At 62.3% G+C, this 25,084-nt stretch carries 24 protein-coding genes; 12 read left to right on the top strand and 12 right to left on the bottom strand.

Annotated features, from left to right (window positions below):
- Positions 1 to 89: 89 nt before the first annotated feature.
- From relA to cysM, 3 genes are all read right to left on the bottom strand, one after another.
- Positions 90 to 2,342, bottom strand: coding sequence for a GTP diphosphokinase (gene relA / locus EGJ27_RS14335; protein ID WP_125831407.1), 2,253 nt, complete (start codon positions 2,340 to 2,342; stop codon positions 90 to 92).
- A 157-nt stretch (positions 2,343 to 2,499) separates the two neighbouring features.
- The gene (gene rlmD, locus EGJ27_RS14330) at positions 2,500 to 3,855 is read right to left on the bottom strand and encodes a 23S rRNA (uracil(1939)-C(5))-methyltransferase RlmD (RefSeq protein ID WP_125831406.1); all 1,356 of its coding nucleotides are present in this window, start codon (positions 3,853 to 3,855) and stop codon (positions 2,500 to 2,502) included.
- Positions 3,855 to 4,757, bottom strand: coding sequence for a cysteine synthase CysM (gene cysM, locus EGJ27_RS14325; RefSeq protein WP_125831405.1), 903 nt, complete (start codon positions 4,755 to 4,757; stop codon positions 3,855 to 3,857). The genes rlmD and cysM overlap by 1 nt, the downstream gene beginning before the upstream one ends.
- Before the next feature lie 215 nt (positions 4,758 to 4,972).
- On the opposite strand from cysM, the gene EGJ27_RS14320 reads away from it, so the two are divergent.
- The 4 genes from EGJ27_RS14320 (at position 4,973) to EGJ27_RS14305 (ending at position 9,763) form a co-directional block, all read left to right on the top strand.
- Positions 4,973 to 7,726 (top strand): response regulator, encoded by a 2,754-nt coding sequence (locus tag EGJ27_RS14320; protein ID WP_125831404.1) that lies wholly within the window; start codon positions 4,973 to 4,975, stop codon positions 7,724 to 7,726.
- 146 nt (positions 7,727 to 7,872) lie between these two features.
- A complete protein-coding gene (locus EGJ27_RS14315) occupies positions 7,873 to 8,862 on the top strand; it encodes a 2-hydroxyacid dehydrogenase (RefSeq protein WP_125831403.1) in 990 nt (329 codons plus the stop codon).
- A 62-nt stretch (positions 8,863 to 8,924) separates the two neighbouring features.
- Positions 8,925 to 9,359, top strand: a complete 435-nt coding sequence (locus EGJ27_RS14310; RefSeq protein WP_125831402.1) for a hypothetical protein — start codon at positions 8,925 to 8,927, stop codon at positions 9,357 to 9,359.
- Positions 9,356 to 9,763 (top strand): META domain-containing protein, encoded by a 408-nt coding sequence (locus EGJ27_RS14305; protein ID WP_125831401.1) that lies wholly within the window; start codon positions 9,356 to 9,358, stop codon positions 9,761 to 9,763. The genes EGJ27_RS14310 and EGJ27_RS14305 overlap by 4 nt, the downstream gene beginning before the upstream one ends.
- A gap of 40 nt (positions 9,764 to 9,803) precedes the next feature.
- Here EGJ27_RS14305 and EGJ27_RS14300 read toward each other — a convergent pair whose 3' ends face one another.
- Positions 9,804 to 10,271, bottom strand: a complete 468-nt coding sequence (locus tag EGJ27_RS14300; protein WP_125831400.1) for a TlpA disulfide reductase family protein — start codon at positions 10,269 to 10,271, stop codon at positions 9,804 to 9,806.
- 130 nt (positions 10,272 to 10,401) lie between these two features.
- Between EGJ27_RS14300 and arsC the strand changes: the two genes are divergently transcribed.
- Genes arsC through EGJ27_RS14280 form a run of 4 tightly spaced genes read left to right on the top strand, consistent with a single transcriptional unit; the run spans position 10,402 to position 12,480 of the window.
- Complete coding sequence (arsC, locus tag EGJ27_RS14295; protein WP_125831399.1) at positions 10,402 to 10,755, top strand: arsenate reductase (glutaredoxin); 354 nt, start codon at positions 10,402 to 10,404, stop codon at positions 10,753 to 10,755.
- Positions 10,752 to 11,357, top strand: coding sequence for an NAD(P)H:quinone oxidoreductase (gene wrbA / locus EGJ27_RS14290; protein ID WP_125831398.1), 606 nt, complete (start codon positions 10,752 to 10,754; stop codon positions 11,355 to 11,357). The genes arsC and wrbA overlap by 4 nt, the downstream gene beginning before the upstream one ends.
- The gene (locus EGJ27_RS14285; RefSeq protein ID WP_125831397.1) at positions 11,350 to 11,775 is read left to right on the top strand and encodes a DUF2069 domain-containing protein; all 426 of its coding nucleotides are present in this window, start codon (positions 11,350 to 11,352) and stop codon (positions 11,773 to 11,775) included. The genes wrbA and EGJ27_RS14285 overlap by 8 nt, the downstream gene beginning before the upstream one ends.
- Before the next feature lie 33 nt (positions 11,776 to 11,808).
- Positions 11,809 to 12,480 carry a DNA-3-methyladenine glycosylase I gene (locus EGJ27_RS14280; RefSeq protein ID WP_125831396.1) on the top strand — a complete coding sequence of 224 codons (672 nt, stop codon included), beginning with the start codon at positions 11,809 to 11,811 and terminating at the stop codon, positions 12,478 to 12,480.
- Positions 12,481 to 12,558: 78 nt separating this feature from the next.
- Here EGJ27_RS14280 and ttcA read toward each other — a convergent pair whose 3' ends face one another.
- Positions 12,559 to 13,383 (bottom strand): tRNA 2-thiocytidine(32) synthetase TtcA, encoded by an 825-nt coding sequence (ttcA, locus tag EGJ27_RS14275; protein ID WP_125831395.1) that lies wholly within the window; start codon positions 13,381 to 13,383, stop codon positions 12,559 to 12,561.
- A gap of 274 nt (positions 13,384 to 13,657) precedes the next feature.
- On the opposite strand from ttcA, the gene EGJ27_RS14270 reads away from it, so the two are divergent.
- Together EGJ27_RS14270 and EGJ27_RS14265 are read left to right on the top strand one after the other, a co-directional pair.
- Complete coding sequence (locus EGJ27_RS14270; protein WP_125831394.1) at positions 13,658 to 14,257, top strand: Yip1 family protein; 600 nt, start codon at positions 13,658 to 13,660, stop codon at positions 14,255 to 14,257.
- Between the two features lie 121 nt (positions 14,258 to 14,378).
- Positions 14,379 to 14,873: a SprT family zinc-dependent metalloprotease gene (locus tag EGJ27_RS14265; protein WP_125831393.1), complete on the top strand. Its 495-nt coding sequence runs from the start codon at positions 14,379 to 14,381 to the stop codon at positions 14,871 to 14,873.
- Positions 14,874 to 14,928: 55 nt separating this feature from the next.
- Here the strand turns inward: EGJ27_RS14265 and EGJ27_RS14260 are convergent, their stop codons facing one another.
- From EGJ27_RS14260 to EGJ27_RS14250, 3 genes are all read right to left on the bottom strand, one after another.
- Positions 14,929 to 16,272, bottom strand: coding sequence for a dicarboxylate/amino acid:cation symporter (locus EGJ27_RS14260; RefSeq protein WP_125831392.1), 1,344 nt, complete (start codon positions 16,270 to 16,272; stop codon positions 14,929 to 14,931).
- A 408-nt stretch (positions 16,273 to 16,680) separates the two neighbouring features.
- Positions 16,681 to 18,027 carry an ATP-binding protein gene (locus EGJ27_RS14255; protein ID WP_125831391.1) on the bottom strand — a complete coding sequence of 449 codons (1,347 nt, stop codon included), beginning with the start codon at positions 18,025 to 18,027 and terminating at the stop codon, positions 16,681 to 16,683.
- Positions 18,024 to 18,701 carry a response regulator gene (locus EGJ27_RS14250; protein ID WP_125831390.1) on the bottom strand — a complete coding sequence of 226 codons (678 nt, stop codon included), beginning with the start codon at positions 18,699 to 18,701 and terminating at the stop codon, positions 18,024 to 18,026. Before EGJ27_RS14250 ends, EGJ27_RS14255 begins: the two co-directional genes overlap by 4 nt.
- A 254-nt stretch (positions 18,702 to 18,955) precedes the next feature.
- Between EGJ27_RS14250 and EGJ27_RS14245 the strand changes: the two genes are divergently transcribed.
- Entirely contained in the window at positions 18,956 to 19,744 is a 789-nt protein-coding gene (locus EGJ27_RS14245; protein WP_125831389.1) for a dienelactone hydrolase family protein, read from the top strand.
- Between the two features lie 95 nt (positions 19,745 to 19,839).
- Here the strand turns inward: EGJ27_RS14245 and EGJ27_RS14240 are convergent, their stop codons facing one another.
- Positions 19,840 to 20,298, bottom strand: coding sequence for a transposase (locus tag EGJ27_RS14240; RefSeq protein WP_125831388.1), 459 nt, complete (start codon positions 20,296 to 20,298; stop codon positions 19,840 to 19,842).
- A gap of 389 nt (positions 20,299 to 20,687) precedes the next feature.
- Here EGJ27_RS14240 and EGJ27_RS14235 point away from each other — a divergent pair, with 389 nt between their 5' ends.
- Positions 20,688 to 21,410, top strand: coding sequence for a 4'-phosphopantetheinyl transferase (locus EGJ27_RS14235; RefSeq protein WP_218568057.1), 723 nt, complete (start codon positions 20,688 to 20,690; stop codon positions 21,408 to 21,410).
- On the opposite strand, the gene fhuF is transcribed toward EGJ27_RS14235, so the two are convergent.
- The 3 genes from fhuF to EGJ27_RS14220 are packed head-to-tail and all read right to left on the bottom strand — an operon-like array spanning position 21,411 to position 24,442.
- The gene (gene fhuF, locus EGJ27_RS14230) at positions 21,411 to 22,094 is read right to left on the bottom strand and encodes a siderophore-iron reductase FhuF (protein ID WP_125831386.1); all 684 of its coding nucleotides are present in this window, start codon (positions 22,092 to 22,094) and stop codon (positions 21,411 to 21,413) included.
- Positions 22,091 to 23,701 (bottom strand): ATP-binding protein, encoded by a 1,611-nt coding sequence (locus EGJ27_RS14225; protein WP_125831385.1) that lies wholly within the window; start codon positions 23,699 to 23,701, stop codon positions 22,091 to 22,093. Before EGJ27_RS14225 ends, fhuF begins: the two co-directional genes overlap by 4 nt.
- Before the next feature lie 3 nt (positions 23,702 to 23,704).
- Entirely contained in the window at positions 23,705 to 24,442 is a 738-nt protein-coding gene (locus EGJ27_RS14220) for a response regulator (RefSeq protein ID WP_125831384.1), read from the bottom strand.
- Positions 24,443 to 25,084: the final 642 nt, after the last annotated feature.

Raw genomic sequence — 25,084 nt, 5'->3', positions numbered from 1 at the left:
TCGCCACGAACAACACATTTATGTGTCTGTTCCGGCCTCTTCGCGAGCAAGCTCGCTCCTACAGATTCGCTGTAGGAGCGCGTGAGTGCTCAAGGCGTTCTATTACGCCGCGTCTCGATGATGTTCGGCAGCTGGGAAATACGCCCCAGCAACCGACCCAGGGCTTCGAGGCCCGGGATCTCGATGGTCAGCGACATGAGCGCAGTGTTGTCTTCCTTGTTCGAACGGGTATTGACCGCCAGCACGTTGATCCGCTCGTTGAGCAGGACCTGGGTAACGTCACGCAGCAGCCCGGAACGGTCGTAGGCGCGAATGATGATGTCCACCGGATAGGTGAGCACCGGCACCGGCCCCCAGCTGACCTGAATGATCCGCTCCGGCTCGCGCCCGCCCAGTTGCAGCACCGAGGCGCAGTCCTGGCGGTGAATGGTCACGCCACGCCCCTGGGTGATGTAACCGACGATCGCATCACCCGGCAGCGGCTGGCAGCAACCGGCGATCTGGGTCATGAGGTTGCCCACGCCCTGGATCTGGATGTCGCCCCGCTTGCCTGGCTTGTAGCCGGTGGCCTTGCGCGGGATCAGCTCGACTTCGTTGAGGCGATCCGGCTCGACCTGCTGCTGGGCGAGGTTGACCAGTTGGGTCAGGCGCAAATCCCCGGCGCCCAGTGCGGCGAACAGGTCTTCGGCGGTCTTGTAGTTGGCCTTGTCGGCCAGCTTGTCGAAATCGACCTGCGGCAGGGCCACCCGCGCCAGCTCGCGCTCCAGCAGGCTCTTGCCTGCGGCGACGTTCTGGTCGCGCGCCTGCAACTTGAACCAGTGGACGATCTTGGCCCGCGCCCTGGACGTGGTGATGTAACCCAGGTTGGAGTTCAGCCAGTCGCGGCTGGGCGTGCCCTGCTTGCTGGTGATGATCTCGACCTGTTCACCGGTCTGCAGGCTGTAGTTGAGCGGTACGATCCGCCCGTTGATCTTCGCGCCCCGGCAGTTGTGGCCGATTTCGGTGTGCACCCGATAGGCGAAGTCCAGCGGCGTAGCGCCCTTGGGCAAGTCGATGGCATGGCCGTCGGGCGTGAAGACGTAGACCCGATCCGGTTCGATATCGACGCGCAGCTGTTCCGCCAGCCCGCCGATATCGCCCAGTTCTTCGTGCCATTCCAGTACCTGACGCAGCCACGAGATTTTCTCTTCGTAGTGGTTGGAGCTGGATTTGACGTCGGTGCCCTTGTAGCGCCAGTGCGCGCACACCCCCAATTCGGCTTCTTCGTGCATGGCGTGGGTGCGGATCTGCACTTCCAGCACCTTGCCTTCCGGGCCGATCACCGCGGTGTGCAGCGAGCGATAGCCGTTTTCCTTGGGGTTGGCGATGTAGTCGTCGAATTCCTTGGGAATGTGCCGCCACAAGGTGTGCACGATGCCCAGCGCGGTGTAGCAATCGCGCATTTCCGGGACCAGCACGCGCACCGCACGCACGTCGTAGATCTGGCTGAAGGCCAGGCCCTTGCGCTGCATTTTGCGCCAGATGGAGTAGATATGTTTGGCACGGCCGCTGATGTCGGCTTTCACGCCGGTGGCCTGCAGTTCGTTGTCGAGCTGGGTCATGACATCGGTGATGAAGCGCTCGCGATCGAGGCGACGCTCATGCAGCAGCTTGGCGATCTGCTTGTACTGATCGGGCTCCAGGTAGCGAAAGGACAGGTCCTCCAGCTCCCATTTGATATGCCCGATGCCCAGGCGGTGAGCCAGGGGCGCGTAGATGTCGAAGACTTCCCGTGCCACGCGGTTGCGCTTCTCGTCGCCGGCGTTCTTCACCGCGCGAATCGCGCAGGTCCGCTCGGCCAGCTTGATCAGCGCGACGCGCACGTCGTCGACCATCGCCACCAGCATCTTGCGCAGGTTCTCGACCTGCACCTGACTGCCCAGCACCAGCGACTGGCGCGGGCTGAGACTGGCGCTGATCGCGGCCATGCGCAGCACGCCATCGATCAGCTTGGCCACGGTGGCACCGAAACGCTGCTCGACGTCAGCCAGCGCAATGCGCCCTTCCCGCACGCCACGGTAGATCACCGCTGCGACGAGGGAATCCTGATCCAGCTTGAGGTCCGCAAGGATCTCGGCAATTTCCAGCCCCGCCTGGAAGCTGGAATAGCCCTCGATCCAATGGCTCTTGCCGGGGGTCTTGCCGTCCTGATCCTTCTGCTCGGCTTGCCGGGCGAATTCACAGGCTTGTTTCATTATTTCCCGGTCCAGGACCAGGTCGACGCTGACGATATGATCAAGCCAGGCATCGAGATTGATACTGCCGTCTGTATTTATCGGCTGGTGTGCTCTCACCTGTACCATGTTGCTTACCTTCCCTACGGCGCGATGAATAGCGCCTTCAGTCGCCGGCCTTCTCTGCGAATGCCACTTGCCGGGCCAGCAAGGACCGGCATTCGCGGGCCAGTCGGATTAAATGAGACTCCCTGTCAGCCGCAGATTCGATCCAATGAACCGCTGCTCACTTACTCATTTCAAATAAAGCCATCGCCTCGACATGCGCCGTCTGAGGAAACATGTCGAGGATTCCGGCGCGTTTTAATCGGTAGCCCTGATTGACCAATTCGACCGTGTCACGAGCCAAAGTTGCCGGATTGCATGAAACATAAAGCAGCCGTCCGGCGCCTGATTTCCCGATCTGGCGCACCACCTCCAGCGCCCCGTCACGCGGCGGGTCCAAGAGTACCGCAGAAAATCCTTCAACTGCCCAATCCGCGTGCATCAACGGTTGGGAAAGATCCGCCTGGAAGAACTGCACATTGTGCAGATCATTGCCGATTGCGTTGGCCGCTGCACGCTCGACCATGGTCGCAACCCCTTCGACCGCCACCACCTCCCGGGCCTTGCGTGCCAGCGGCAAGGCAAAATTGCCAAGCCCGCAGAACAGGTCCATGACCCGCTCCCCGGCCGCAGGTGCCAGCCAGTCGAGCGCCTGGGCGATCATCGCGTCGTTCACCGCCGCATTGACCTGAATGAAATCGCCCGGCCGCCAGGCCAGTTCCAGATTCCAGGGTTCCAGCCGGTAGCCCAGGGTCTGAGTCGGGTCAGCCGGTTGCGGCTCGCCTTCGCCATGCAGCCACAATTGCGCGTCATGGGTGGCGCAGAACGCCTGCAACAGCGCCCGGTCCGCGTCGGCCAAGGGTGCCACATGGCGAACCAGCACAGCGGTGGACGTGCCGCGGAACAGCTCGACATGCCCCAGCACCTGAGGCTTGCTGAATTTTTTCAGCAGGGCGGGCAACTCGGCCATGACCGGTTGCAAGGGCTGTACCAGCACCGGGCATTGCTCGATGCCGACGATGTCCTGGCTGGCGATGGCGCGGAAACCCACGTCCAGGCGTTTGGCCTTGACGTCCCAGCGCACCGCGACCCGCGCGCGTCGGCGATAGCCCAGTTCCGGGCCGGTCAACGGCGCGGCCCACTGCTCGGGTTCGACGTTCGCCACGCGCAACAATTGTTCCGCGAGCATGCGCTGTTTCAGGGCAAGCTGTTCGTCGTGGGGCATGTGCTGCACGCTGCAACCGCCGCAGCGGCCGAAATGCATGCAGGCCGCGGGACGACGCATGGCGCTGGTAGTCAGCACCCGCTCAGTGCGCGCTTCGACCACCTTGCCACGGGCGTTGAGCACGCGGGCCTCGACCTCTTCGCCGGCCAGCGCGCCGGTCACGAACCAGGTCTTGCCCTCGAAGAAGGCGATGCCGCGACCGTCGTTGGACAGCCGCTCGATGCTCAGCCGCTGCTTCTTGCCGGTCGGGATCTGAGTGGCCTTGACGCCACCGGTCGGCTGGAAGCGCAGCCCTCTTTCATGCTTGGCCATCAGTTGGGCGCGTCGTAGACGCCGGTCGACAGGTAGCGGTCGCCTCGGTCACAAATGATGGCGACGATCACGGCGTTCTCCACTTCACGGGACAGGCGCAGCATGCCGGCCACCGATCCGCCGGAGGACACGCCGCAGAAAATGCCTTCTTCACGGGCCAGGCGACGCATGGTGTCTTCGGCTTCGGTCTGGCCCATGTCGAGAATGCGGTCGACGCGGTCTTCCTGATAGATGCGCGGCAGGTATTCGTGGGGCCAGCGGCGGATACCGGGGATCGACGCGCCTTCCATCGGTTGCAGGCCGACGATCTGCACGTTCGGGTTCTGTTCCTTGAGGTAGCGCGAGGTGCCCATGATGGTGCCGGTGGTGCCCATCGAACTGACGAAGTGCGTGACGCTGCCGCCGGTCTGCTGCCAGATTTCCGGGCCGGTGGCGGTGTAGTGCGCTTCGGGGTTGTCGCCGTTGGCGAACTGGTCGAGCACCTTGCCACGGCCTTCGGCCTGCATGCGCTCGGCCAGGTCACGGGCGCCTTCCATGCCCTCTTCCTTGCTGACCAGGATCAGCTCGGCACCATAGGCGGTCATCGCCGCTTTGCGTTCGGCGCTGGAGTTGTCCGGCATGATCAGGATCATCCGGTAGCCCTTGATCGCCGCGACCATCGCCAGGGCGATGCCGGTATTGCCGGAAGTGGCCTCGATCAGGGTATCGCCGGGGCGGATCTGGCCACGCAGCTCGGCGCGCACGATCATCGACAGCGCCGGGCGGTCTTTGACCGAGCCGGCCGGGTTGTTACCTTCGAGCTTGAGCAGGAGAGTATTGCTGGTGTCTCCCCCCATGCGCTGCAGGCGCACGAGCGGGGTGTTGCCGATGCAATCGGCAATAGTCGGATACTGCAGGGTCATGGCGTGTTCGCGATCCAGTCTGCGGGGGCGCCTATCATACCGGCAAACGTCGCAAGGCCATATCACGCAAAGTGCGCTCTCTATTCCCAAATGGCATAAGCAGCCGATTCGCCATTTGTCGGTCAGGAATGGCTAAACTGCGGGCTGCCCCCACCAACGGTCGGGCAGCCCGGCCCGAGCCGGACCGATGGGCTTCGCGTCGCAGGAGAAAGAGCGTGCTGAACAAGCTGGGTATCAAAGGCCGCGTGCTGCTGCTGACCATTCTTCCGGCCAGCCTCATGGCGTTGGTGCTGGGCAGCTATTTCACCTGGATGCAGTTGTTCGAGCTGCAAGGCCAGTTGTTGCAGCGCGGCGAAATGATCGCCACCGAGCTGGCGCCTCTTTCGGCCACTGCTCTGGGCAAGAAGGACAAGATCCTGCTCAGCCGCATCGCCTCGCAAACCCTTGAACAAGGCGATGTGCGCGCCGTGTCGTTCCTGGATATCGACCGCAGCCTGCTGGCCCACGCCGGCCCCAGCATGATCAGCCCTTCGCCGATTGGCAGCGGCTCGCAGCTGCTCAGCAGTACCGGCAACGATGCGACTCGCTACCTGATGCCGGTGTTCGGGCATCAGCGGCACCTGACCGGCCCGATCATGGCCGACGAGGCCAACACGCTGTTGGGCTGGGTGGATCTGGAAATCTCCCACAACGGCACTTTGCTGCGCGGCTATCGAAGCCTGTTTGCCAGCCTGTTGCTGATCGCCGCGGGCCTGGCGTTCACCGCCGTGCTGGCGGTGCGCATGAGCCGGACGATCAACGAACCCTTGAGCCGCATCCGGCAGGCGGTCTCGCAACTCAAGGACGGCAATCTGGAGACCCGATTGCCGCCGTTGGGCAGCCGCGAGCTGGATGAGCTGGCCTCGGGCATCAACCGCATGGCTGCCAGCCTGCAAAATGCCCAGGAGGAATTGCAGCACAACATCGAACAGGCCACTGAGGATGTTCGGCAGAATCTGGAAACCATTGAGATCCAGAACATCGAGCTGGACATGGCCCGCAAGGAAGCCCTGGAAGCCAGCCGCATCAAGTCTGAATTTCTCGCCAACATGAGCCATGAAATCCGCACCCCGTTGAACGGCATCCTGGGTTTCACCCACCTATTGCAGAAAAGCGAGCTTACCCCGCGCCAGCTCGATTACCTGGGCACCATCGAGAAATCCGCCGACAGCCTGCTGAGCATCATCAACGAGATTCTCGACTTCTCCAAGATCGAAGCCGGCAAGCTGGTGCTCGACAACATCCCGTTCAACCTGCGGGATCTGTTGCAGGACACCCTGACCATCCTCGCGCCTGCCGCCCACGCCAAGCAGCTGGAACTGGTCAGCCTGGTGTACCGCGACACGCCGCTGGCGCTGACCGGCGATCCGCTGCGCCTCAAGCAGATCCTGACCAATCTGGTCAGCAATGCCATCAAGTTCACCCGCGAAGGCACCATCGTGGCCCGGGCGATGCTGGAGGACGAAACCAAGGACTACGCCCAATTGCGCATCAGCGTGCAGGACACCGGCATCGGCCTGTCCAGCCAGGACGTGCGCGCGCTGTTCCAGGCCTTCAGCCAGGCCGACAACTCCCTGTCGCGCCAGCCCGGCGGCACCGGTCTGGGGCTGGTGATTTCCAAGCGGCTCATCGAGCAGATGGGCGGCGAAATCGGCGTGGACAGCACGCCGGGCCAGGGGTCGGAATTCTGGATCAGCCTGAACCTGCCCAAGGCCCACGACGAAAGCGAGGACGCTCCGAGCCTGCCGCTCGAAGGCTTGCGTGCAGCGGTCCTGGAACACCACGACCTGGCGCGCCAGGCGCTGGAGCACCAGTTGGAAGACTGCGGCCTGGAAACCCTGGTGTTCAATAACCTGGAAAACCTGCTCAACGGCGTGACCGCTGCGCACCAGACGCCGACGGCCATCGACCTGGCGGTGCTGGGCGTCACCGCCGTGGAAATTCCGCCGGAGCGCTTGCGCCAGCACATCTGGGATCTGGAAAACCTCGGCTGCAAGGTATTGGTGCTGTGCCCGACCACCGAACAGGCGTTATTCCAGCTGTCGGTGCCCGACGTGTACAGCCAGTTGCAGTCCAAACCGGCCTGCACCCGCAAGCTGCAACGCGCGCTCACCGAACTGATCGCTCCCCGCTCGGTGCGCAACGACGTCAGCCTGCCGCTGTCGAGCCGTCCACCCCGGGTGCTGTGCGTGGACGACAACCCGGCCAACCTGCTGCTGGTCCAGACCCTGCTCGAAGACATGGGCGCCGAGGTGGTGGCGGTGGACGGCGGCCATGCGGCACTGCGCGCCGTGCAGCAGGAAGTCTTCGACCTGGTGCTGATGGACGTGCAGATGCCGGACATGGACGGCCGCCAGGCCACCGAAGCCATTCGTATCTGGGAAGACAAACGCCACAGCACGCCGCTGCCCATCGTCGCGCTCACTGCCCACGCCATGGCCAATGAAAAACGCTCACTGCTGCAAAGCGGCATGGATGACTACCTGACCAAACCCATCAGCGAACGGCAACTGGCCCAGGTGGTGCTCAAGTGGACCGGACTGGCCCTGCGCGCCCCGGCGCCTGAACGGAGCAGCGATGGCAACGGCAGCCATGTCGGCCCGCTGGTCCTGGACCATGAAGAAGGGCTGCGTCTGGCCGCGGGCAAAGCGGACCTGGCGACCGACATGCTGGCCATGCTGCTCGCGTCGCTGGATGCCGATCGCGAAGCCATCCGCACGGCCCGCGCCGCTCAGGACATTCAAGGGTTGATCGAACGCGTCCATCGCCTGCACGGCGCCACGCGCTATTGCGGCGTTCCCCAGCTGCGAGCCGCCTGCCAGCGCGCCGAAACCCTGCTCAAACAAGATGCGCCACAAACCGACGACGCTCTGGAAGACCTGGAAAAAGCCATCAACCGCCTCGCGACAGAGGCGCGGGTGACAGCCTGATTGACGCAGGCGTTCTGTAGGAGCCAGCGGGCGGCAATCCGCCTTGCTGGCGAAGACGGCTTTTCAGAGCATACAGATGCTGTGCCTGTTGGGGCCCCATCGCCAGCAGAGCTGGCTTCCACAGGTCTCTCACCATAGGAGCCACCATGCGAATCCTTATCTTCAGCAGTCAAAACTATGACCGCGACAGCTTCCTCGCCGCGCGGATTCCGGACGACGTTGAGCTGCATTTCCAGCCTGCTCGCCTGGGGCTGGACACGGTGGCGCTGGCCGAGGGCTTTCCGGTGATCTGCGCGTTCATCAACGATGACCTCAGCGCGCCGGTGCTGGAGCGGCTGGCTGCGAGCGGCACCCAGCTGATCGCGCTGCGTTCGGCAGGCTTCAACCATGTGGACCTGCCGGTCGCCCTGCGCCTGGGCCTGAGCGTGGTGCGCGTCCCCGCGTACTCGCCCCATGCGGTGGCCGAACATGCCGTGGCGTTGATCCTGTCCCTCAATCGGCATCTGCACCGCGCCTACAACCGCACCCGCGACGGCAATTTCAGCTTGCAGGGCCTGACCGGTTTCGATCTGGTGGGCAAGACGGTCGGGGTTATCGGCACCGGGCAGATCGGCGCGACCTTCGCCAGAATCATGGCCGGTTTCGGCTGCCAACTGCTGGCCTACGATCCCTTCCCCAACCCCGACGTCCAGGCGCTGGGCGCCCAGTACCTGAGCCTGCCCGACGTGCTGGCCCAGGCGCAGATCATCAGCCTGCATTGCCCGCTCACCGAGCAGACCCGACATATGATCAACCGACAATCGCTGGCGACACTGCAACCCGGCGCCATGCTGATCAACACCGGTCGCGGGGCGCTGGTGGAAACGCCGGCCCTGATCGAGGCGCTGAAAAGCGGGCAACTGGGCTATCTGGGGCTCGATGTCTACGAAGAAGAAGCCGAACTGTTTTTCGCCGACCGTTCCGACCTGCCCTTGCAGGACGACGTGCTGGCGCGCCTGCTCACGTTCCCCAACGTGGTGATCACCGCGCACCAGGCCTTCCTGACCCGCGAGGCGCTGGGCGCGATTGCCCAGACCACGCTGGACAATATCGTCGCCTGGGCGGCAGGCACGCCGCAGAACCGTGTGGACGGTTGAGTCACGGACGCTGCAACGACCCCAGTGGTGCGTGATAGGATGCGCGCAATTCTGGAGGACCCATGGAACACGATTTTCGCTACAGCATGCTCAACCCGCAGCACACCCTGACCGAGTGCCGCACCCTGGGGCCTGGCCGTTACCAGGTCACCGGCAATGGCGGCTCGATCCACAACGATGACCAACTGCTGGTCACCATCAAGGGCAGCAAAAGCCTGTACATGCGCCTGCACGTCGAGAAGGTCCGCCACCTGATCAACCCGCCGGGCCAATGGGTTGCCGTGGCCAAGGGCCCGGTGTTCGACGAACTGGCGATTCATCAGTGGCAGGTCAACTGCGACAGCTGCGGCGCCGAGCTGAACTTCGAGTTCATGGTCGAGAGCAAGCTGGGCGTGAAGGCACAGAAACCGGCTGCCACCGCGCGCATCGCCGAGCTGGGCTGGAAAACAGAAGGCGAGAAGCACGTGTGCAAGAAATGTCAGGGGCAAGCGGCATGAGATACCTGGCTTTACCCGGCCTGCTGGCAGTCACGCTGCTGGCCGGCTGTGCAGCAGAACCCCTGGCAATCCGTAAGGATCAGAGCTATGTGCTGGAATGGATCGGCGAACGTCCGTTGATCGACAGCAGCCATCTGACCATGACCCTGGGTGCCGACGGCCGCGCCTATGGCAATGCGGGTTGCAACCACTGGTTCGCTTCGTACACCCTGCAAGATCAGAGCATCAGCTTCGGTCCGGTCGGCAAGACGCGCAAAATGTGTGCCCCCGCGCTGATGGAGCAGGAACAGCGTTTCCTGCAGGCGTTGCCGAGCGTACAACGCTGGGACATCTCCCCCATCGAACAGTTGCGCCTGTGGCCGGCCGAAGGCAAGCCGCTGCGGTTCTGGCCGGAAGAGAGCTGATAGCAAAAAGATCGCGGTGCTCCTGTAGGCATCGCGGTGATCAACCCTTCCCGCGTAGCGCCTCAAGCTTGGCGGTCACGGTTTCCAGAGTCTGCTCACCCAGCAATTGCTCACGCACCTTGCCTTTGTCGTCGATGATGTAGGTCACCGGCAAGGCGTCGGCCGGTGGCAGGTTGTAGTGTTCGGCGGGGTCCTGGGCCAGGACGGTGAACTTGATACCCAGGGCATTGGCGGCGTTTTTCAGCTCATCGCCCTGCAGGTTGTCGAAATTGACCCCCAGCACGGTGACCTTCTTGTCCTTGAGCTGTTCGGCCAGGGTGTTGAACTGCGGGATCTCGACCCGGCACGGGCCGCACCATTCCGCCCAATAGTTGACCACCAGCCAGTGGCCATCGACGCGTTCGCTGGCGACCTTCTGACCGTTCTGGTCCACGCCCAGGTCCACGCCACATCCGCTGAGCAACAGACTGCCGATAAGCGCCGCTGCCGCTGCCATTCGCCTCACCATGTATTTGCTTCCTCAACCTTGTCGTTGCGGCCACTTATGACCCGTGCTGCGACTAATGACCACCCTATATGTCGAATGGTGCCGTCTGGCGGGTAGAATACGCGCCACCCCAGGCAAGAGCGACCAGCAAATGACCGATCTGACCCTTTATCACAACCCGCGCTGCAGCAAATCACGCGGCGCGCTGGAACTGCTCCAGGCTCGCGGCCTGACCCCGGATGTCGTGCTGTATCTGGAGACCCCACCCGATGCCGCGCAACTGCGCGCACTGCTGGACAAGCTGGGCATCAACGCCCGACAACTGCTGCGCACCGGCGAAGACGCCTACAAACAGTTAAATCTGGCCGACGCCAGCCTCGGCGAGGACGAGCTGATCGCCGCCATGGCCGCCCACCCCAAACTCATCGAGCGCCCTATTCTTGTCGCGGGCGACAAGGCCGTGATCGGTCGCCCACCGGAAAACGTCCTGGAGCTGTTGCCATGAGCACGCCTTACATTCTGGTTCTGTATTACAGCCGTAACGGGTCCACCAGCGAAATGGCCCGGCAGATCGCCCGTGGCATCGAACTGGGTGGCATGGAAGCGCGGTTGCGCACCGTGCCGGCGATCTCCGCCGACTGCGAAGCCACCGCGCCGAGCATTCCGGAAAACGGCGCGCTGTACGCCAGCCTCGATGACCTGAAAAACTGCGCCGGCCTGGCATTGGGCAGCCCCACCCGCTTCGGTAACATGGCCGCGCCGCTCAAGTATTTCCTTGATGGGACCAGCAACCTGTGGCTGACCGGCGATCTGGTGGGCAAACCCGCCAGCGTGTTCACGTCCACTGCCAGCCTGCACGGCGGCCAGGAAACCACGCTGATGTCGATGCTGCTGCCGCTGCTGCACCACGGCATGCTGATCATGGGCCTGCCCTACAGCGAGGGCGCGCTGCTGGAAACCGCCGGCGGCGGCACCCCCTATGGCGCCAGCCACCACGCCGGTGCCGATGGCAAGCGTCCGCTGGACCGCCATGAGACCGAGTTGTGCCGGGCACTGGGCCAACGGCTGGCCAAGACCGCGCTGCAACTGGAGTCCGGTCGTGGCTAAGCAGCCGAAAGTGTTGCCGCCAAGGGAATGGCTGGAACCTCGGGTGCGCATCAGCCGGGCCGCAAGCCTGATCTGCTTTTTTGGCATGATCGGGCTGCTGTCGGTGTATTACCTGGGCATCGCCAATCTGCACGGCGCCCGCCCGGGCGTGATCCTCGCCATCGAACTGCTGCCGCTGCTGTTGCTGGCACCGGGCGTGATTCGTGGCAACCCGCGCGGTCATTCCTGGCTGTGTTTCGTCATCAACCTGTATTTCATCAAGGGCGCACTGGCGGCCTTCGACCCGAACCGCTGGCTGTTCGGCGTGCTGGAAATGCTCGCCAGCGTCGCGGTGTTCATCAGCGCGTTGCTGTACGTGCGCTGGCGTTCGCAACTGGATCGCAGCCTTTATAAACCACAAGCGCCCGCCGAGGTCTGAAGCACTCAGACCGTCCCAACCTGTGGAGACCCGATGCACGACTACAAATGGCTGAACGAGTACTGCCTGAATCGTTTCGGCTCTGCCAAAGCCCTTGAAGCCCATCTTCCGACGCCGAAAACCCCTGACCAGCTGCGCGCCATCAGTGCCGACCGCTACCTGTCGACCCTGGCATTGCGGGTGTTTCGCGCAGGCTTGAAGCACAGCCTCGTGGATGCGAAGTGGCCAGCGTTCGAGGAGGTGTTCTTTCGTTTCGATCCGGAAAAAGTGACGCTGATGGGCGCCGATCATCTGGAGCGCCTGATGCAGGACGCACGCATCATTCGCCATCTGGGCAAGCTCAAGAGCGTGCCGCGCAATGCCCAGCTGATTCTGGACATCGAGCACACGCATGGCAGTTTTGGTGACTTCATCGCCAGCTGGCCGGTGGAAGACATCACCGGGCTGTGGCAGTACCTGGCCAAGCACGGCAACCAGATGGGTGGCCTGTCCGCGCCGCGCTTCCTGCGCATGGTGGGCAAAGACACCTTTATTCCGACCTGGGACGTGGTGGCCGCGCTCAATGCCCAGAACATCGTCGACAAAGTGCCGTCCAGCAAGCGCGATCAGGCCATCGTGCAAAGCGTATTCAATCAGTGGCAGGCTGAAAGTGGCCGGCCGATGTGTCAGCTGTCAGCGATGCTGGCGTTCACGGTCAACCATTGAGCCAATGCATTCCAGCTCGCCCAGGCTGTGTTGAAAACGGGCCGGCCATCGCTGGAATACATTTCGTGCAAAGCTGAATCAGATATTCACCACATTGACGAACCGCGAGGCGGCGGTTTCGTCGATGCGCAGGCTGGTGAAGTCGAACAGGTTGCGATCGGCCAGTTGTGACGGCTGCACGTTCTGCAAGGCGCGGAAGATGCTTTCGGTACGGCCCGGCGTCTTGCGCTCCCAGTCCTGAAGCATCTCCTTGACCACCTGACGTTGCAGGTTTTCCTGCGAGCCGCACAGGTTGCACGGGATGATCGGGAAGCCCTTGAAATCCGAATAAGCCTGGATGTCTTTCTCATGGCAGTACGCCAGCGGGCGGATTACCACGTTGCGGCCGTCGTCGGCACGCAGCTTGGGTGGCATGGCCTTGAGCGAACCGTTGAAGAACATGTTGAGGAAGAACGTCTCGACGATGTCGTCACGGTGGTGACCGAGGGCCATTTTGGTGGCACCGATCTCATCGGCAAAAGTGTACAAGGTGCCGCGGCGCAGGCGCGAGCACAGCGAACAGGTGGTCTTGCCTTCCGGAACCAGCTCCTTGACCACCGAATAGGTGTCTTTCTCGACGATGTGGTACTCGACGCCCAGGGTTTCCAGGTACGCGGGCAGCACGTGCTCGGGGAAGCCGGGCTGCTTCTGATCCATGTTCACAGCCACGATGCTGAACTTGATCGGTGCGACCTTCTGCAAGTGCATCAGCACATCGAGCAGGGTGTAGCTGTCCTTGCCACCGGAGAGGCACACCATGACCTTGTCGCCGTCTTCAATCATGTTGAAGTCGGCCACTGCTTCGCCAGCCATGCGGCGCAGGCGTTTTTGCAGTTTGTTCTGATTGACTGAGAGGGTGCCCATGATGCTGGTGGTATCCGGTGACTGTATGAAAAAGGCGGCCATTTTACCCATAACCGGCCGCTGGTTGAACATCCCGCTCGCCGACGCTTCCATCACTGGCTATTAACAGACAGCGGTAAATCGCCAAACACTCTAAGCCGCAGGTTCTGCACCGGGCCGTGGTTTCTATACTGCTTCATTGAGGTCGCACCCGTCAGACGCATTCAGGCTTGTGGCCTTTGGCCCCGGTTGTTTCCGGGCGCACCGCCATCCATGAGTTGAAGGAGTAACGGGCATGATCCATCACGTATGGGGACTGTTCACCCACCCCGACCGGGAGTGGAAGCAGATACGTGGCGAGGAAGAGACCATCCGCCACATGTACTTCACCCACACCCTGATCCTGGCCGCCATACCGGCGATATCGGCGTACATCGGCACCACGCAGGTGGGCTGGGTGATCGGTGACCGAGCGCCGGTGATGCTCACCCATGGCAGCGCGCTGTGGATGACGATCATGTCGTACATATCGATGCTGGCAGGCGTTGCGGTAATGGGCAGCTTCATCCACTGGATGGCCCGCACCTACGATGCCAATCCGACCCTGGCGCAATGCATTGCCTTTGCCACCTACACGGCCACGCCGCTGTTCATCGGCGGACTGGCGGCGCTGTATCCGCACTTGTGGCTGGGAATGCTGGTGGGGACCGCGGCCGTTTGCTACACCGTTTACCTGCTGTATGTCGGGCTGCCGACCTTCATGAATATCCCGTCGGAAGAAGGGTTCATGTTCTCCAGCTCAGTGCTCGCCGTGGGCCTGGTGGTGCTGGTCGCGATCATGGCGTTCACCGTGGTGCTGTGGGGTATCGGTGTCGGTCCGGAATACACCAACTGAGCAGGCGCGGACGGGGTCGCGGAAGGCCGCGGCCCCGTTGGCGGATGACCATCGGGCGGCTGAAGTTTTCAGCCTGCCTGCGCATTACGGCATACTTGGCGTATCTGGAGAGCCACGAAGCATGCCCGAGCAACTCAATACCCGCGTCGAAACCTGTTATCAACAAGCCGAAGCCTTTTTCAAACGCACCTTCAAACGTCCGGTCATCAGCCTCAAGCTGCGCGGTCAGAAGGCCGGCGTCGCGCATCTGCATGAAAACCTGCTGCGCTTCAACCCTCAGCTGTACCGGGAAAATTCCGAAGACTTCCTGCGCCAGACCGTGCCCCACGAAGTCGCCCACCTGATCGCCCACCAACTGTTCGGCGGCGGCATCCAGCCCCATGGCGAAGAGTGGCAGTTGATCATGCGCGGCGTGTACGAATTGCCGCCCAACCGCTGCCACACCTACGCTGTGCAGCGTCGTAGCGTAATGCGCTACATCTACCGCTGCCCGTGCCCGGACAGCGATTTTCCGTTCTCGCCCCAGCGCCACGGCATGGTCGGCAAGGGCCGTCGATATCTGTGCCGGCGCTGTCGCCAGACCCTGGTGTTCAGCGGCGAGACCCGGGTGGAATAACCGGCAGGCATAAAAAAACCCATCCGAAGATGGGTTTTTTATGACCTGTCGCCTGTCAGACGGACTTGCCGGTGCTCACTGGCGCCGGGCCTTCGGCAACGCCGAGGTCGTCTTCGTGACGGGTTTCAACGATGGCCGAACCGCCGGAAGCCAGCTCCGACTGCAGCTTGTCGGTATCCAGCTCGCCGACCCACTTGGCCACCACTACGGTTGCAACAGCGTTGCCCACCAGGTTGGTCAGTGCGCGGGCTTCGGACATGAAGCGGTCGATACCCAGGATCAGCGCCAGACCGGCAACCGGCAGGTGGCCTACGGCCGACAGGGTTGCAGCCAGAACGATGAAGCCCGAACCGGTCACACCCGCAGCGCCCTTGGAGGACAGCAGCAGTACCAGCAGCAGCGTAATCTGGTGGGTGATGTCCATGTGGGTGTTGGTCGCCTGAGCGATGAACACGGCCGCCATGGTCAGGTAGATCGAGGTACCGTCCAGGTTGAACGAGTAACCGGTCGGAATAACCAGGCCTACCACAGACTTCTGTGCACCCAGGCGTTCCATCTTGATCAGCATGCGTGGCAGTGCCGACTCCGACGAGGAAGTACCCAGCACGATCAGCAGCTCTTCACGGATGTAGCGAACCAGTTTGAAGACGCTGAAACCGTGCGCGCGGCAGATGGCGCCCAGTACCAGGACCACGAACAGGAAGCAGGTGATGTAGAAGCAGATCATCAACTGGCCCAACTGCACCAGCGAGCTTACGCCGTAGGCACCGATGGTGAAGGCCATGGCACCGAACGCACCGATGGGCGCCAGCTTCATGATCATGTTGATGATGTTGAACATCACGTGGGCGAAGCGATCGATGAAGTCCAGTACCGGGCGACCGTAGGCACCCAGGCGATGCAGGGCGAAGCCGAAAATCACCGAGAACATCAGCACTTGCAGGATGTCGCCGTTGGCGAAGGCGCCGACGATGGTGTTCGGAATCACGTTGAGGATAAAGCCGACGATGCTCTGGTCCTTACTGGCCGTCACGTAGGCTGCGATCTTGGAAGCATCGAGGGTGCTGACGTCGATGTTCATGCCGGCGCCCGGCTGAACGACGTTGACCACGATCAGACCGATCAGCAGTGCGATGGTCGAAACGATCTCGAAGTAGAGCAGCGCGTAGCCGCCGGTCTTGCCGACCGACTTCATGTTCTGCATGCCGGCGATACCGCTGACCACCGTACAGAAGATGATCGGAGCGATGACCATTTTGATCAGCTTGATGAACCCGTCGCCCAGCGGCTTGAGGGCCTTGCCGGTGTCCGGATAGAAGTGGCCGATCAGCACACCGATAACAATCGCTACGATGACCTGGAAATACAGTGTTTTGTAGAAGGGCTGACGAGTCGTCATTGCAGTTATCCTCAAGGGCTTCGTCGGCATCTCACCTGATGCACGCGAGCCTATAAAGCGCTAACCCTCCTGCACTGGAGGGATTTGTTGTGTCGAGCTGCACAAGGCAGGCCTCTCAGACATTTAGCAATAGGCGTGCCATCATTACGCAGCACCATCAAAGCCGTGCCCTGTCGGGACGCGGGTATCGACAGTAAACACCGGATGATGGCCAAGGTGGCGGAAATCCGCCGAATAGAAAGAAAAAACCGGATGCATTGGCGGGTATCCGCCGCTCCTGCCAATGGGCGTGGATCGATTTGTGGAAGGCCGCTTGCTGGCGACGACTTCCCTACATCAGCACTATATGCGTGATCTGGAATGCCTCAGCCGCGAGCAAGCTCGCTCCCACCGATCGCATGCGTCAGGTCAATACGCCGGAAAATGAATCCTGAACGCCGCGCCGCCCAGCGGGGAGTCGTCGAGGGTCAGGCGGGCCGAATAGCTTTCGATGATGTCCTTGACCACCGCCAGGCCGATCCCCTGCCCCGGATTCTGCCGGTCCAGCCGCTCGCCACGTTCCAGCACCCGCGCCCGCTGGTGCTGCGGCACGCCGGGGCCGTCATCTTCGACGCACAATTCATCGCCCAGCGGCGACGCCAGGAAACTGACCTTCACTTCACCCAGGCACAGCCGATAGGCGTTTTCCAGCAGGTTGCCGAGCATCTCCAGTAACGCGCCCTCTTCCATTGCCACCTGGCAATGCTCAGGCAGATCCAGCGTTACCGTGACCTGCTTGTCGCGGTAGACCTTGTCCAGCGTGTTGCACAGGCTCTGCACCACCGGACGCAATGGGACGTAATGGCGCACCAGACCGCTCTTGCGCAGGCTGGCCCGTTGCAACTGGTAGCCGATCTGCTGGCTCATGCGCTCGATCTGCGATTGCAGGACCCGCGCCTGTTCGACGTCTTCGGGACGCTTGGCGATGTTTTCACTCACGCCCTGCAACACCGCCAGCGGCGTCTTGAGGCTGTGGGCCAGATCGTCCAGGGAATCGCGGTAACGAATACGCTGCTCGCGCTCGCTGCGCAGCAGGCGGTTGAGCGAGTCGGTGAGCCGCAGCAGTTCACTGGGATGTTCCTCGCTGAGGCTGTCTCGAGCGCCGGCCTCCACCTGATCCAGCTCATGGCTGATACCGCGCAAGGCACGCAAGCCCCAGGTCAGCCCCATCCACAACAAGCCAAGCAGCACCAGCAACGCGGCGCCAAAGCCCAGATAGAGCTTTTGCCGCAGGCCGTCGATGGTCTGCTGATAACCGCGCAAGGGTTGCAGGGCGACGATACTGAACGCCGCGTTGCGCCCGCCGAGCAGCTTGACCTCCACGTCATAGACGAAATACTCCTCGCCGCTGGCTTCACGGACACGGGCGAACTGACTGCCCTGGCCGTCATAATGGGGGTGGTATTGAATATGCTGGTCTTCAGTGGCGAGGGACCGCCAGACCAATTGCCCTTGCCGGTTATAGACGTAACCCAGCAAACGACTGCCCGGCAGATTGAACTGCTCACCGGGCAACAGCGACGGCATCAGCAACCGACCATCCTCGACCCGCGCGGCGGAAATCATGGTGGTCACGTCCGAAGCCAGGCGCTGTTCGATGGCGCCGCGCAGTGCCAGGCTGAACGCGCCTTGCAGCGCCGGCAGCATCAGCAACATGAAAATGACCGCCAGGGTCGCCGCGCCCAGCATCAGGCGCAGACGCAGCGAACGGATCAAGTGCAGCGCTCGGTGAACAGGTAGCCCATGCCACGAACGGTGTCGATGGGCTTGAACGCCACGCTGCCTTCAAGCTTGCGCCGCAGCCGACCGACCAGCACTTCGATCACGTTCGGATCGCGCTCGTCATCATCCGGGTACAGCTGTTCCATCAGGCGCTCCTTGGGGACCACTTGCTGATGGTGCAGCATCAGGTATTCCAGAATGCGGTATTCGTAAGCGGTCAGCGCCAGCGGCTGCTCGGTGAGCGTGGCCTGCTTGCGATTGAGGTCCAGCAGCAGCGGGCCGGCGGTGATGGTCGACTGGATGAAACCGCTGGAACGGCGCAGCAAGGCGTTGAGCCGGGCTTCCAGTTCTTCGAACTGGAAAGGCTTGACCACATAATCGTCGGCACCGGCGGCCAGGCCTTCGACCTTGTCCTGCCAGTTGCCGCGCGCGGTGAGGATCAGAATCGGAAACGCCTTGCCCTGCGCGCGCAGCTGGCGGATCAAGTCCAGCCCGCCAATGCCGGGCAGTCCGAGATCAATGACCGCCAGATCGTGATTGAACTGGCCCACCTGGTACAGCGCTTCTTCGGCGTTGGCCACGGACTCCACCACGTGGCCCGCCTCGGTCAGACGGGTTCGCAAGTGATGACGCAACAGCGCCTCGTCCTCCACCACCAACAACTTCATGCAGCTCTCCCAGGCACGATCAGCCTTGTCTCCAGATTTGGACCAGCGTCGTCAGCCATGCAGCGTTCGTTGCCAGTCCGGTTTACATCATAACGTCCGGCGCGCTCGATTACGCACGCGGCACATCACGAAGGTACGGCTCAACGGTAAGCCCGTCGTGCTGAACTGCGACTGAACATCCTCCGAACCTGCAGCCCATGGTGGAATCGGCTAGGCTCTGCCTTTCTCAGTCATTCGATAGAAAGGAGTCGAACATGCGTTTGTGGACCGCAGTCATCATGATGGCCCTCACTGGACTCGCTCAGGCGGCGATCAAGACCGAGCAAGTCGACTACCAGAGTGCCGACGGTACGAAGCTGGTGGGCTATTACGCTTACGACGACGCCATCAAAGGCCAGCGCCCCGGCGTGCTGGTGGTTCATGAATGGTGGGGGCTGAACGACTACGCCAAACGCCGCGCCCGCGACCTGGCGGCACTGGGCTATAGCGCCATGGCCATCGACATGTACGGCCAAGGCAAGAACACCGAACATCCGAAAGACGCCATGGCGTTCATGCAGGCTGCGCTCAAGGACAGCGGCGCGGCTGACAAGCGCTTTGACGCCGGCCTGGAACAACTCAAGAAGCAACCGCAGACCAACCCGGCCAAGATCGCCGCGGTAGGTTACTGCTTCGGCGGCAAGATCGTCCTCGACGCCGCCCGTCGTGGCGAACCTTTGGCCGGCGTGGTCAGTTTCCACGGCGCGCTGGTCACCAACACCCCGGCGCAACCGGGCGTCAAGGTGCCGATGCTGGTGGAACACGGCGCCCAGGACAGTATGGTCACCCCGGAACACGTCACTGCTTTCAAGAGCGAAATGGACAAGGCCGGCGCCGATTACAAATTCGTCAGCCTGGAAGGCGCCAAACACGGCTTCACCAACCCCGACGCCGACCGCCTGAGCCACGGCGAACACGGCGGGCCGGACATTGGCTACAGCAAGACAGCCGACCAGAGTTCATGGGCGGACATGCAGGCGTTTTTCAAGAAGATATTTGGGTGAGCTGTTCGCCAGCAAGACGAATCGCCGCCGCTGGCTCCTGCAAAACGCCCCCTGTAGGAGCCAGCTTGCTGGCGAAGGCGCACCCCTGGGCCGCTTCAAACCCAGATAGCGTCCCACAGCGAATATTGCCGGATGCTGTTCGCCAGGCCCGCGCGCAATGGATTGGCAACGATGTAGCGAGCAACGCCGAGCAAATCGTCTTCTTTGCGGATAGCCCTGTCGTGAAAACCGCGCTGCCAAACCCGGCCTTCGCCGCCCCTTGCCTTGTTGATCGCCACAGCGCTTCTTGATTTGACCCTCTGCACCAGCGCTGACAATGTTCCTTCGCGTAATTCGAACAGCCAGTGGAAATGGTCCGGCATCACCACCAAGGCCAGTGAATGTATAAGGCCTTGTTCTTGAGCGCGCCTCATTTCGCCAATCAGCAGGCGCCCCAGAATCCAGTTTTCGAGTATTGGCTCTCTCTCCAAAGTGGTAGCGGTGACCAGATAAGCCTGGCCTACACAGGAATAGCGACCTTTGCGCAGCCGATGAGCATTGCTGTGGTTGGACATTCCGTTGTCCTCGGATCGTTGTAGATAGCGACCAAATGTACCCCTGGAGAATGCCAATAGAATCATTGATGGTTGGCTGGATATTTCCGCTGTACAGACGGCCCTGCCGCTGCAGGGGCCAGCGGCGGTGACCCGACTTGGTGGCGAAAGCGGCGTTTCAGGCAACAGATCTGTGTGAACGTGCCGATTTTGCTGCCGCTACGCGCCAGATCGCGACCAAGGTCGCTCCTACGACAATCGCGGCGTACCTCGGGGCTTTGCAGGAGCCAGCTTGCTGGCGAAGGTGGTGCGATTCTGCGACCTCTACGCGCCAGATCGCGACCAAGGTCGCTCCTACAGGATTGCGGGGTTGCTTCCCTCCCCGCCCATCCCCAGGCACAATGCCGCGCATGATGACGATCCCTCTTCCCGCCTGTTGCCCTGTATTGCGCCGCCATTGGCCCTTGCCGTTTCCGGTAGACGGCGCGGTGTTGGTCAGTGGGCATTTTGATTCGCAAAAGCTTGCCCAGGGCGACTTCCAGCGCTGTGTCATCGAGCAACCCGCCAGCATCGGCCGTTCAGTGGCCAAGCGGCAAACCGAGTTTCTGGCCGGGCGGTTGTGTGCCCGGGAAGCCATGCGCCAGCTGGACGGGCGGTTGTTCGTGCCGGTGATCGGCGAGGACCGTGCGCCGGTCTGGCCTGCGGATATCTGCGGTTCGATCACCCACAGCACCGGCTGGGCAGCGGCTATCGTCGGGCACACGGCGCAGTGGCGCGGGCTGGGGCTGGACACTGAAACCATGCTCAGCCACGAGCGCGCCACGCGGCTGGCCGGGGAGATTCTGACCGCTGACGAACTGGCGGCCATGGCAGCCGGTCCTGAAGATCAGATCGCACTGCGCGTTACCCTGACGTTCTCGATCAAAGAGGCGCTGTTCAAGGCGCTTTATCCCATCGTGCACAAACGCTTCTACTTCGAAGACGCCCAGGTACTGGAATGGCGCGAAGACGGCCGCGTGCAGTTGCGGTTGCTGATCGACCTGTCCAGCGAATGGCACCGCGGCCAGGAACTGGAAGGGCAATTCGCCGTGCAGGATTCGCAATTGCTGAGCCTGGTCGCCATCAAGGCTTGATCAGGCAGGCAAAGGGCAATGCTCGCAGCGGCCGACCCATTCCACTTCACGGCTCAGGCAACAGGCGCGACGCTGGCGACGCGGCGGCGAGCCATCTTCCTGCGCTTTGTAAGAGATGGTCTGGTACAGCGGATTACGCCGACCATCAGAACGCGTGCGCCTGCTCAGCAACGCCCAACCCGCGTCCAGTGGCAAGTCCGACATTTCAGCGCATTGAGTCAGACAGCTTTCCAGCACATCACCCGCGCTGCTCCACAACACCGCCGCCGGCAGATGGCCGTACTCGCTCAATGCGTCAATAAAGGGCGACAGGTTGTCATCCAGCAACCCTGCGAACGGCTCTGAATCACAGGCACCGCCTTCACCCAGCCATTTCACCGCCACCGGCACGCCGCGCTCGTCCAGCGCCAGCGCCACCTGCTGCAACTTGAGCGGCCGATGCCAGCCGCTGGCAAGAGCGGCGACCAGCACCGGCGGGATGACGTGCATGAAGTAATACTTGGCCCATTGCGACACCAGCACCGGCCGTCGAGACGGCATCAGTTGCGGGCCATAGATGCGCAACAACAGCGCGTCGAGGCACCCGGGCTGCAGCAATTCAGCCACGACAACCACCGGCCGCAAGTCATCGTCCGCCAACACGCTTTGCCCGAAACGCTGCAAACCCTCAGTCAACAGGTTCATCGCGGCACCTGCACGCGCGGCCAGGTCAGGCTGAAACTGGCACCGCCCAGCAGGTCACTGCGGCCGATCACCGCCCGGCCTTCATGCCAGTTGATGATCCGTCGCACGATCGACAGCCCCAACCCATGCCCGCCAGACGCACGGGTGCGGCTGTCGTCCAGGCGCATGAATGGCGTGAAGATCTGCTCCCAGGCATTTTCCGGTACGCCGGGGCCGTCGTCTTCGACCCATAACCGGCAATGCTGGGCGTCGATGCGATAACTGATGCGCACATGGGATTCGGCATGCCGCGTCGCATTGCTGACCAGGTTCTGCACCGCGCGATGCAGATAACGCGGCTCGGCTTCTACCCATGCCGCCTCGCCTTCGGCCGCCGTGAGGCATTCGCCGCGCTCGACCCGCACCAGGGGACGCAACGGCGCCAGTTCTGCGATCACCTGATCGATGAGCGTATCGAGATTCACACGCTGGAAACTCAAGGTCGGCGCGCCCTGCTCCAGGCGTGCGTAAGTCAGCATTTCGTCCACCAGCTTGTCGAGATCCTGGATGTCGCGGTCCATGCCCGACAAAAATCTGCGCCGGGCATCAGAGCTGGCCGCATCGCTGACCATCTCCAGCCCAAAGCGCAGGCGCGCCACCGGGGTGCGCAGCTCGTGGGACACGGCGCGCACCAGTTCACGCTGGATCATCAGCGAACGCTGTAAATGCTCGGCCATGCCGTTGAACGTTGCCGCCAGGCGCCCCACCGAATCCAGCCCTTCGGTGGGCACGCGGGTTTGCAGGCTGCCCTGGGCAATTTGCGTGGCGGCCGATTCCAGTGCCTGAAGCCGCCGCTCCAGGCTGCGCACCAGCAGATAGACCACCAGGCCGATCAGCGACAAGCCCAGCACCGCGATCAGAATCAGCCACTGCACCGGATAGGGATTCATCTGGTACAGCGGGCCGATTTCCAGCACCCAGTTGGTATCGACAATGCCGGACAACACCCGGATCGAATCGCCGCCCTTGCCCAGCGCCATCACCGTATCGCCTTCATAGATACGGCGGCGCTGGTCGTCGTCCAGATCCGCCTGAGCCAGCGCGAGCAGTTGCAGATCGAAGCCGAAGCCCTTGTCGACACGCAGTGCCTGCAAGCGCGCCGGTTGCTCATCGACCGGGAAGCGCACCAGCTCGTCAATCAACAGATAAATGGTGGCGCGCGCCAGTTGCTCGGTGATCTGCTGCACCTCGCCGGTCAACAGCAGCGGCTCCGTGTCGCTGAGCTGCCGGTAGACCCGCGCCGCATGGGGGCCGAGCTGTTCGACCACCACTTGCCCGCGTTGCAGGCGGTTGCGGGCGCTATGGTCGAGCTGCGCGTGGTCGACGCTTTGCAGGGTCAGCGGGATGCCCAGCAGCCGCTCCCACACCGCCAGCGCCCGCTTGCGCTCGATGTCGTTGAGCGGCACCAGATTGTCAGCCATCACCGTGAATGTGCCGTGGGCCAGGCGCTCGCGGTATTGCTCGGCGCGCTCCTGATTGAGCAGGTGCAGGGCCAGTACCCCGAGCAGCGCCACCGCCACCAGTACGCCGAGCATGCCGCCATAAATACGCAGGAAGATGGAATTCATGGCTCAACCGCCGAAAGCCGAGCCGGTCATGGCCTGCGCGGCTTCGGGCACGAACAGATAGCCTTTGCTGCGCACGGTCTTGATCAGCCGTGGGTGGATGGGATCGTCACCGATCTTGGGGCGGATGCGCGAGATGCGCACATCGATGGAGCGGTCTTGTCCGTCGTAGCCGACGCCTCGCAGCGCGGTAAAGATTTCTTCCCGCGACAAGGTACGCCCGGCATTGGCGACCAGCAGCCACAGCAGGTCGAATTCGGCACCGGTCAGTTCGATGCCCTGCCCGCCCAGCCACGCCTCGCGCAGCGCGCTGTCCACCACCAGCGGCCCGAACACCAGGCGTCGCAAGCGAGCGGCCTGTTCCTGCGGCGCCTCACTGCGACGTAACAGCGCATGAATGCGTGCCAACAGCACCCGCGGATGCACGGGTTTGCAGACGAAATCGTCGGCGCCGGTGTCCAGCCCCTGAATCTGGTCGATGTCATCGGTGCGGGCGGTGAGGATCAGGATCGGCCCGTCATAGCGGTTGCGCACAGCGCGGCAAATGCTCAAGCCATCCTCGCCGGGCAGCATCAGGTCGAGGATCACCAGGTCGGGTTGCTCATCGATAATCCGCGCCGCCGCCCGCGCCCCGTCGCCCTCGATGCCTACCGTCAGGCCGTGGCCCTGCAGGTACTCGCCCGTCAGTTCGGCCAGCCGCTGGTCGTCTTCGACGATCAGCACCTGCCAGTTGTCCGGTTCCATAGCGACCTCCGTTGTTCTTATTAAAAGGTGGGCTGTGCGGCGAAAGACACGTGTCGGGCGCTGAACGATTGTAGCAACGGCCCGGTCGGGCACGACACGTCAGACGGCGCTGGCGAGGGGCATTTTTTGTGATAGTGTGCGCGCCCTCAAAAATACCTGGGCGATCGAACCCGCTTGCGAAAATCCATGACAAACGGCGCAGTCCAGTAGTTATGCGGCCTACAAGCGATACGGTCGTTTCATACACAATCTACACACAATGTTATCCACAGGTAGTGCGTTGCAATTGGTGTCCAAAACGCATTATCTTGTAGCCCGGACAGCGAGGACACCCTACATGTAGGGTTTTCCACCTGAAAGCCAGCACAACTCAATCGGCAATTTCAAGCCTTTTTTCTTGCTTGCAAGGGGTTGAAATTCAGACAGATTGCTGGCCAGCCGCTCACATCCGGAAACGACCCGAGCGGTACACGATTTGCAACATCGGTAACACAGAATTCGACAGTTTTCGCAGATCGAGCGAAACCTGTTTTCTGGCTTCCAGGCCAGGGCGTGTGAACAGCACGCGCTGAATCTACAGAATTCGACAGCTTTCAGAGGATCGGGCGATGACCTGGTCCTTTTTGGCTTCAAAGCCGGGCC

Origin of the sequence: Pseudomonas sp. v388 (genome assembly GCF_003935425.1) — a bacterium.
GTDB lineage: Bacteria > Pseudomonadota > Gammaproteobacteria > Pseudomonadales > Pseudomonadaceae > Aquipseudomonas.
The sequence above is the reverse complement of the archived record's forward strand: the minus strand, read 5'-3'. Positions and strand labels throughout refer to the sequence as shown.

Bases quoted from the DNA above. Each gene is read 5' to 3' on its own strand.
- relA (WP_125831407.1), bottom strand. From the start codon at position 2,342: ATGGTACAGGTGAGAGCACACCAGCCGATAAATACAGACGGCAGTATC.
- rlmD (WP_125831406.1), bottom strand. From the start codon at position 3,855: ATGGCCAAGCATGAAAGAGGGCTGCGCTTCCAGCCGACCGGTGGCGTC.
- cysM (WP_125831405.1), bottom strand. From the start codon at position 4,757: ATGACCCTGCAGTATCCGACTATTGCCGATTGCATCGGCAACACCCCG.
- EGJ27_RS14315 (WP_125831403.1), top strand. From the start codon at position 7,873: ATGCGAATCCTTATCTTCAGCAGTCAAAACTATGACCGCGACAGCTTC.
- EGJ27_RS14310 (WP_125831402.1), top strand. From the start codon at position 8,925: ATGGAACACGATTTTCGCTACAGCATGCTCAACCCGCAGCACACCCTG.
- EGJ27_RS14305 (WP_125831401.1), top strand. From the start codon at position 9,356: ATGAGATACCTGGCTTTACCCGGCCTGCTGGCAGTCACGCTGCTGGCC.
- EGJ27_RS14300 (WP_125831400.1), bottom strand. From the start codon at position 10,271: ATGGTGAGGCGAATGGCAGCGGCAGCGGCGCTTATCGGCAGTCTGTTG.
- arsC (WP_125831399.1), top strand. From the start codon at position 10,402: ATGACCGATCTGACCCTTTATCACAACCCGCGCTGCAGCAAATCACGC.
- wrbA (WP_125831398.1), top strand. From the start codon at position 10,752: ATGAGCACGCCTTACATTCTGGTTCTGTATTACAGCCGTAACGGGTCC.
- EGJ27_RS14280 (WP_125831396.1), top strand. From the start codon at position 11,809: ATGCACGACTACAAATGGCTGAACGAGTACTGCCTGAATCGTTTCGGC.
- ttcA (WP_125831395.1), bottom strand. From the start codon at position 13,383: ATGGGCACCCTCTCAGTCAATCAGAACAAACTGCAAAAACGCCTGCGC.
- EGJ27_RS14270 (WP_125831394.1), top strand. From the start codon at position 13,658: ATGATCCATCACGTATGGGGACTGTTCACCCACCCCGACCGGGAGTGG.
- EGJ27_RS14265 (WP_125831393.1), top strand. From the start codon at position 14,379: ATGCCCGAGCAACTCAATACCCGCGTCGAAACCTGTTATCAACAAGCC.
- EGJ27_RS14260 (WP_125831392.1), bottom strand. From the start codon at position 16,272: ATGACGACTCGTCAGCCCTTCTACAAAACACTGTATTTCCAGGTCATC.
- EGJ27_RS14250 (WP_125831390.1), bottom strand. From the start codon at position 18,701: ATGAAGTTGTTGGTGGTGGAGGACGAGGCGCTGTTGCGTCATCACTTG.
- EGJ27_RS14245 (WP_125831389.1), top strand. From the start codon at position 18,956: ATGCGTTTGTGGACCGCAGTCATCATGATGGCCCTCACTGGACTCGCT.
- EGJ27_RS14240 (WP_125831388.1), bottom strand. From the start codon at position 20,298: ATGTCCAACCACAGCAATGCTCATCGGCTGCGCAAAGGTCGCTATTCC.
- EGJ27_RS14235 (WP_218568057.1), top strand. From the start codon at position 20,688: ATGATGACGATCCCTCTTCCCGCCTGTTGCCCTGTATTGCGCCGCCAT.
- fhuF (WP_125831386.1), bottom strand. From the start codon at position 22,094: ATGAACCTGTTGACTGAGGGTTTGCAGCGTTTCGGGCAAAGCGTGTTG.
- EGJ27_RS14225 (WP_125831385.1), bottom strand. From the start codon at position 23,701: ATGAATTCCATCTTCCTGCGTATTTATGGCGGCATGCTCGGCGTACTG.
- EGJ27_RS14220 (WP_125831384.1), bottom strand. From the start codon at position 24,442: ATGGAACCGGACAACTGGCAGGTGCTGATCGTCGAAGACGACCAGCGG.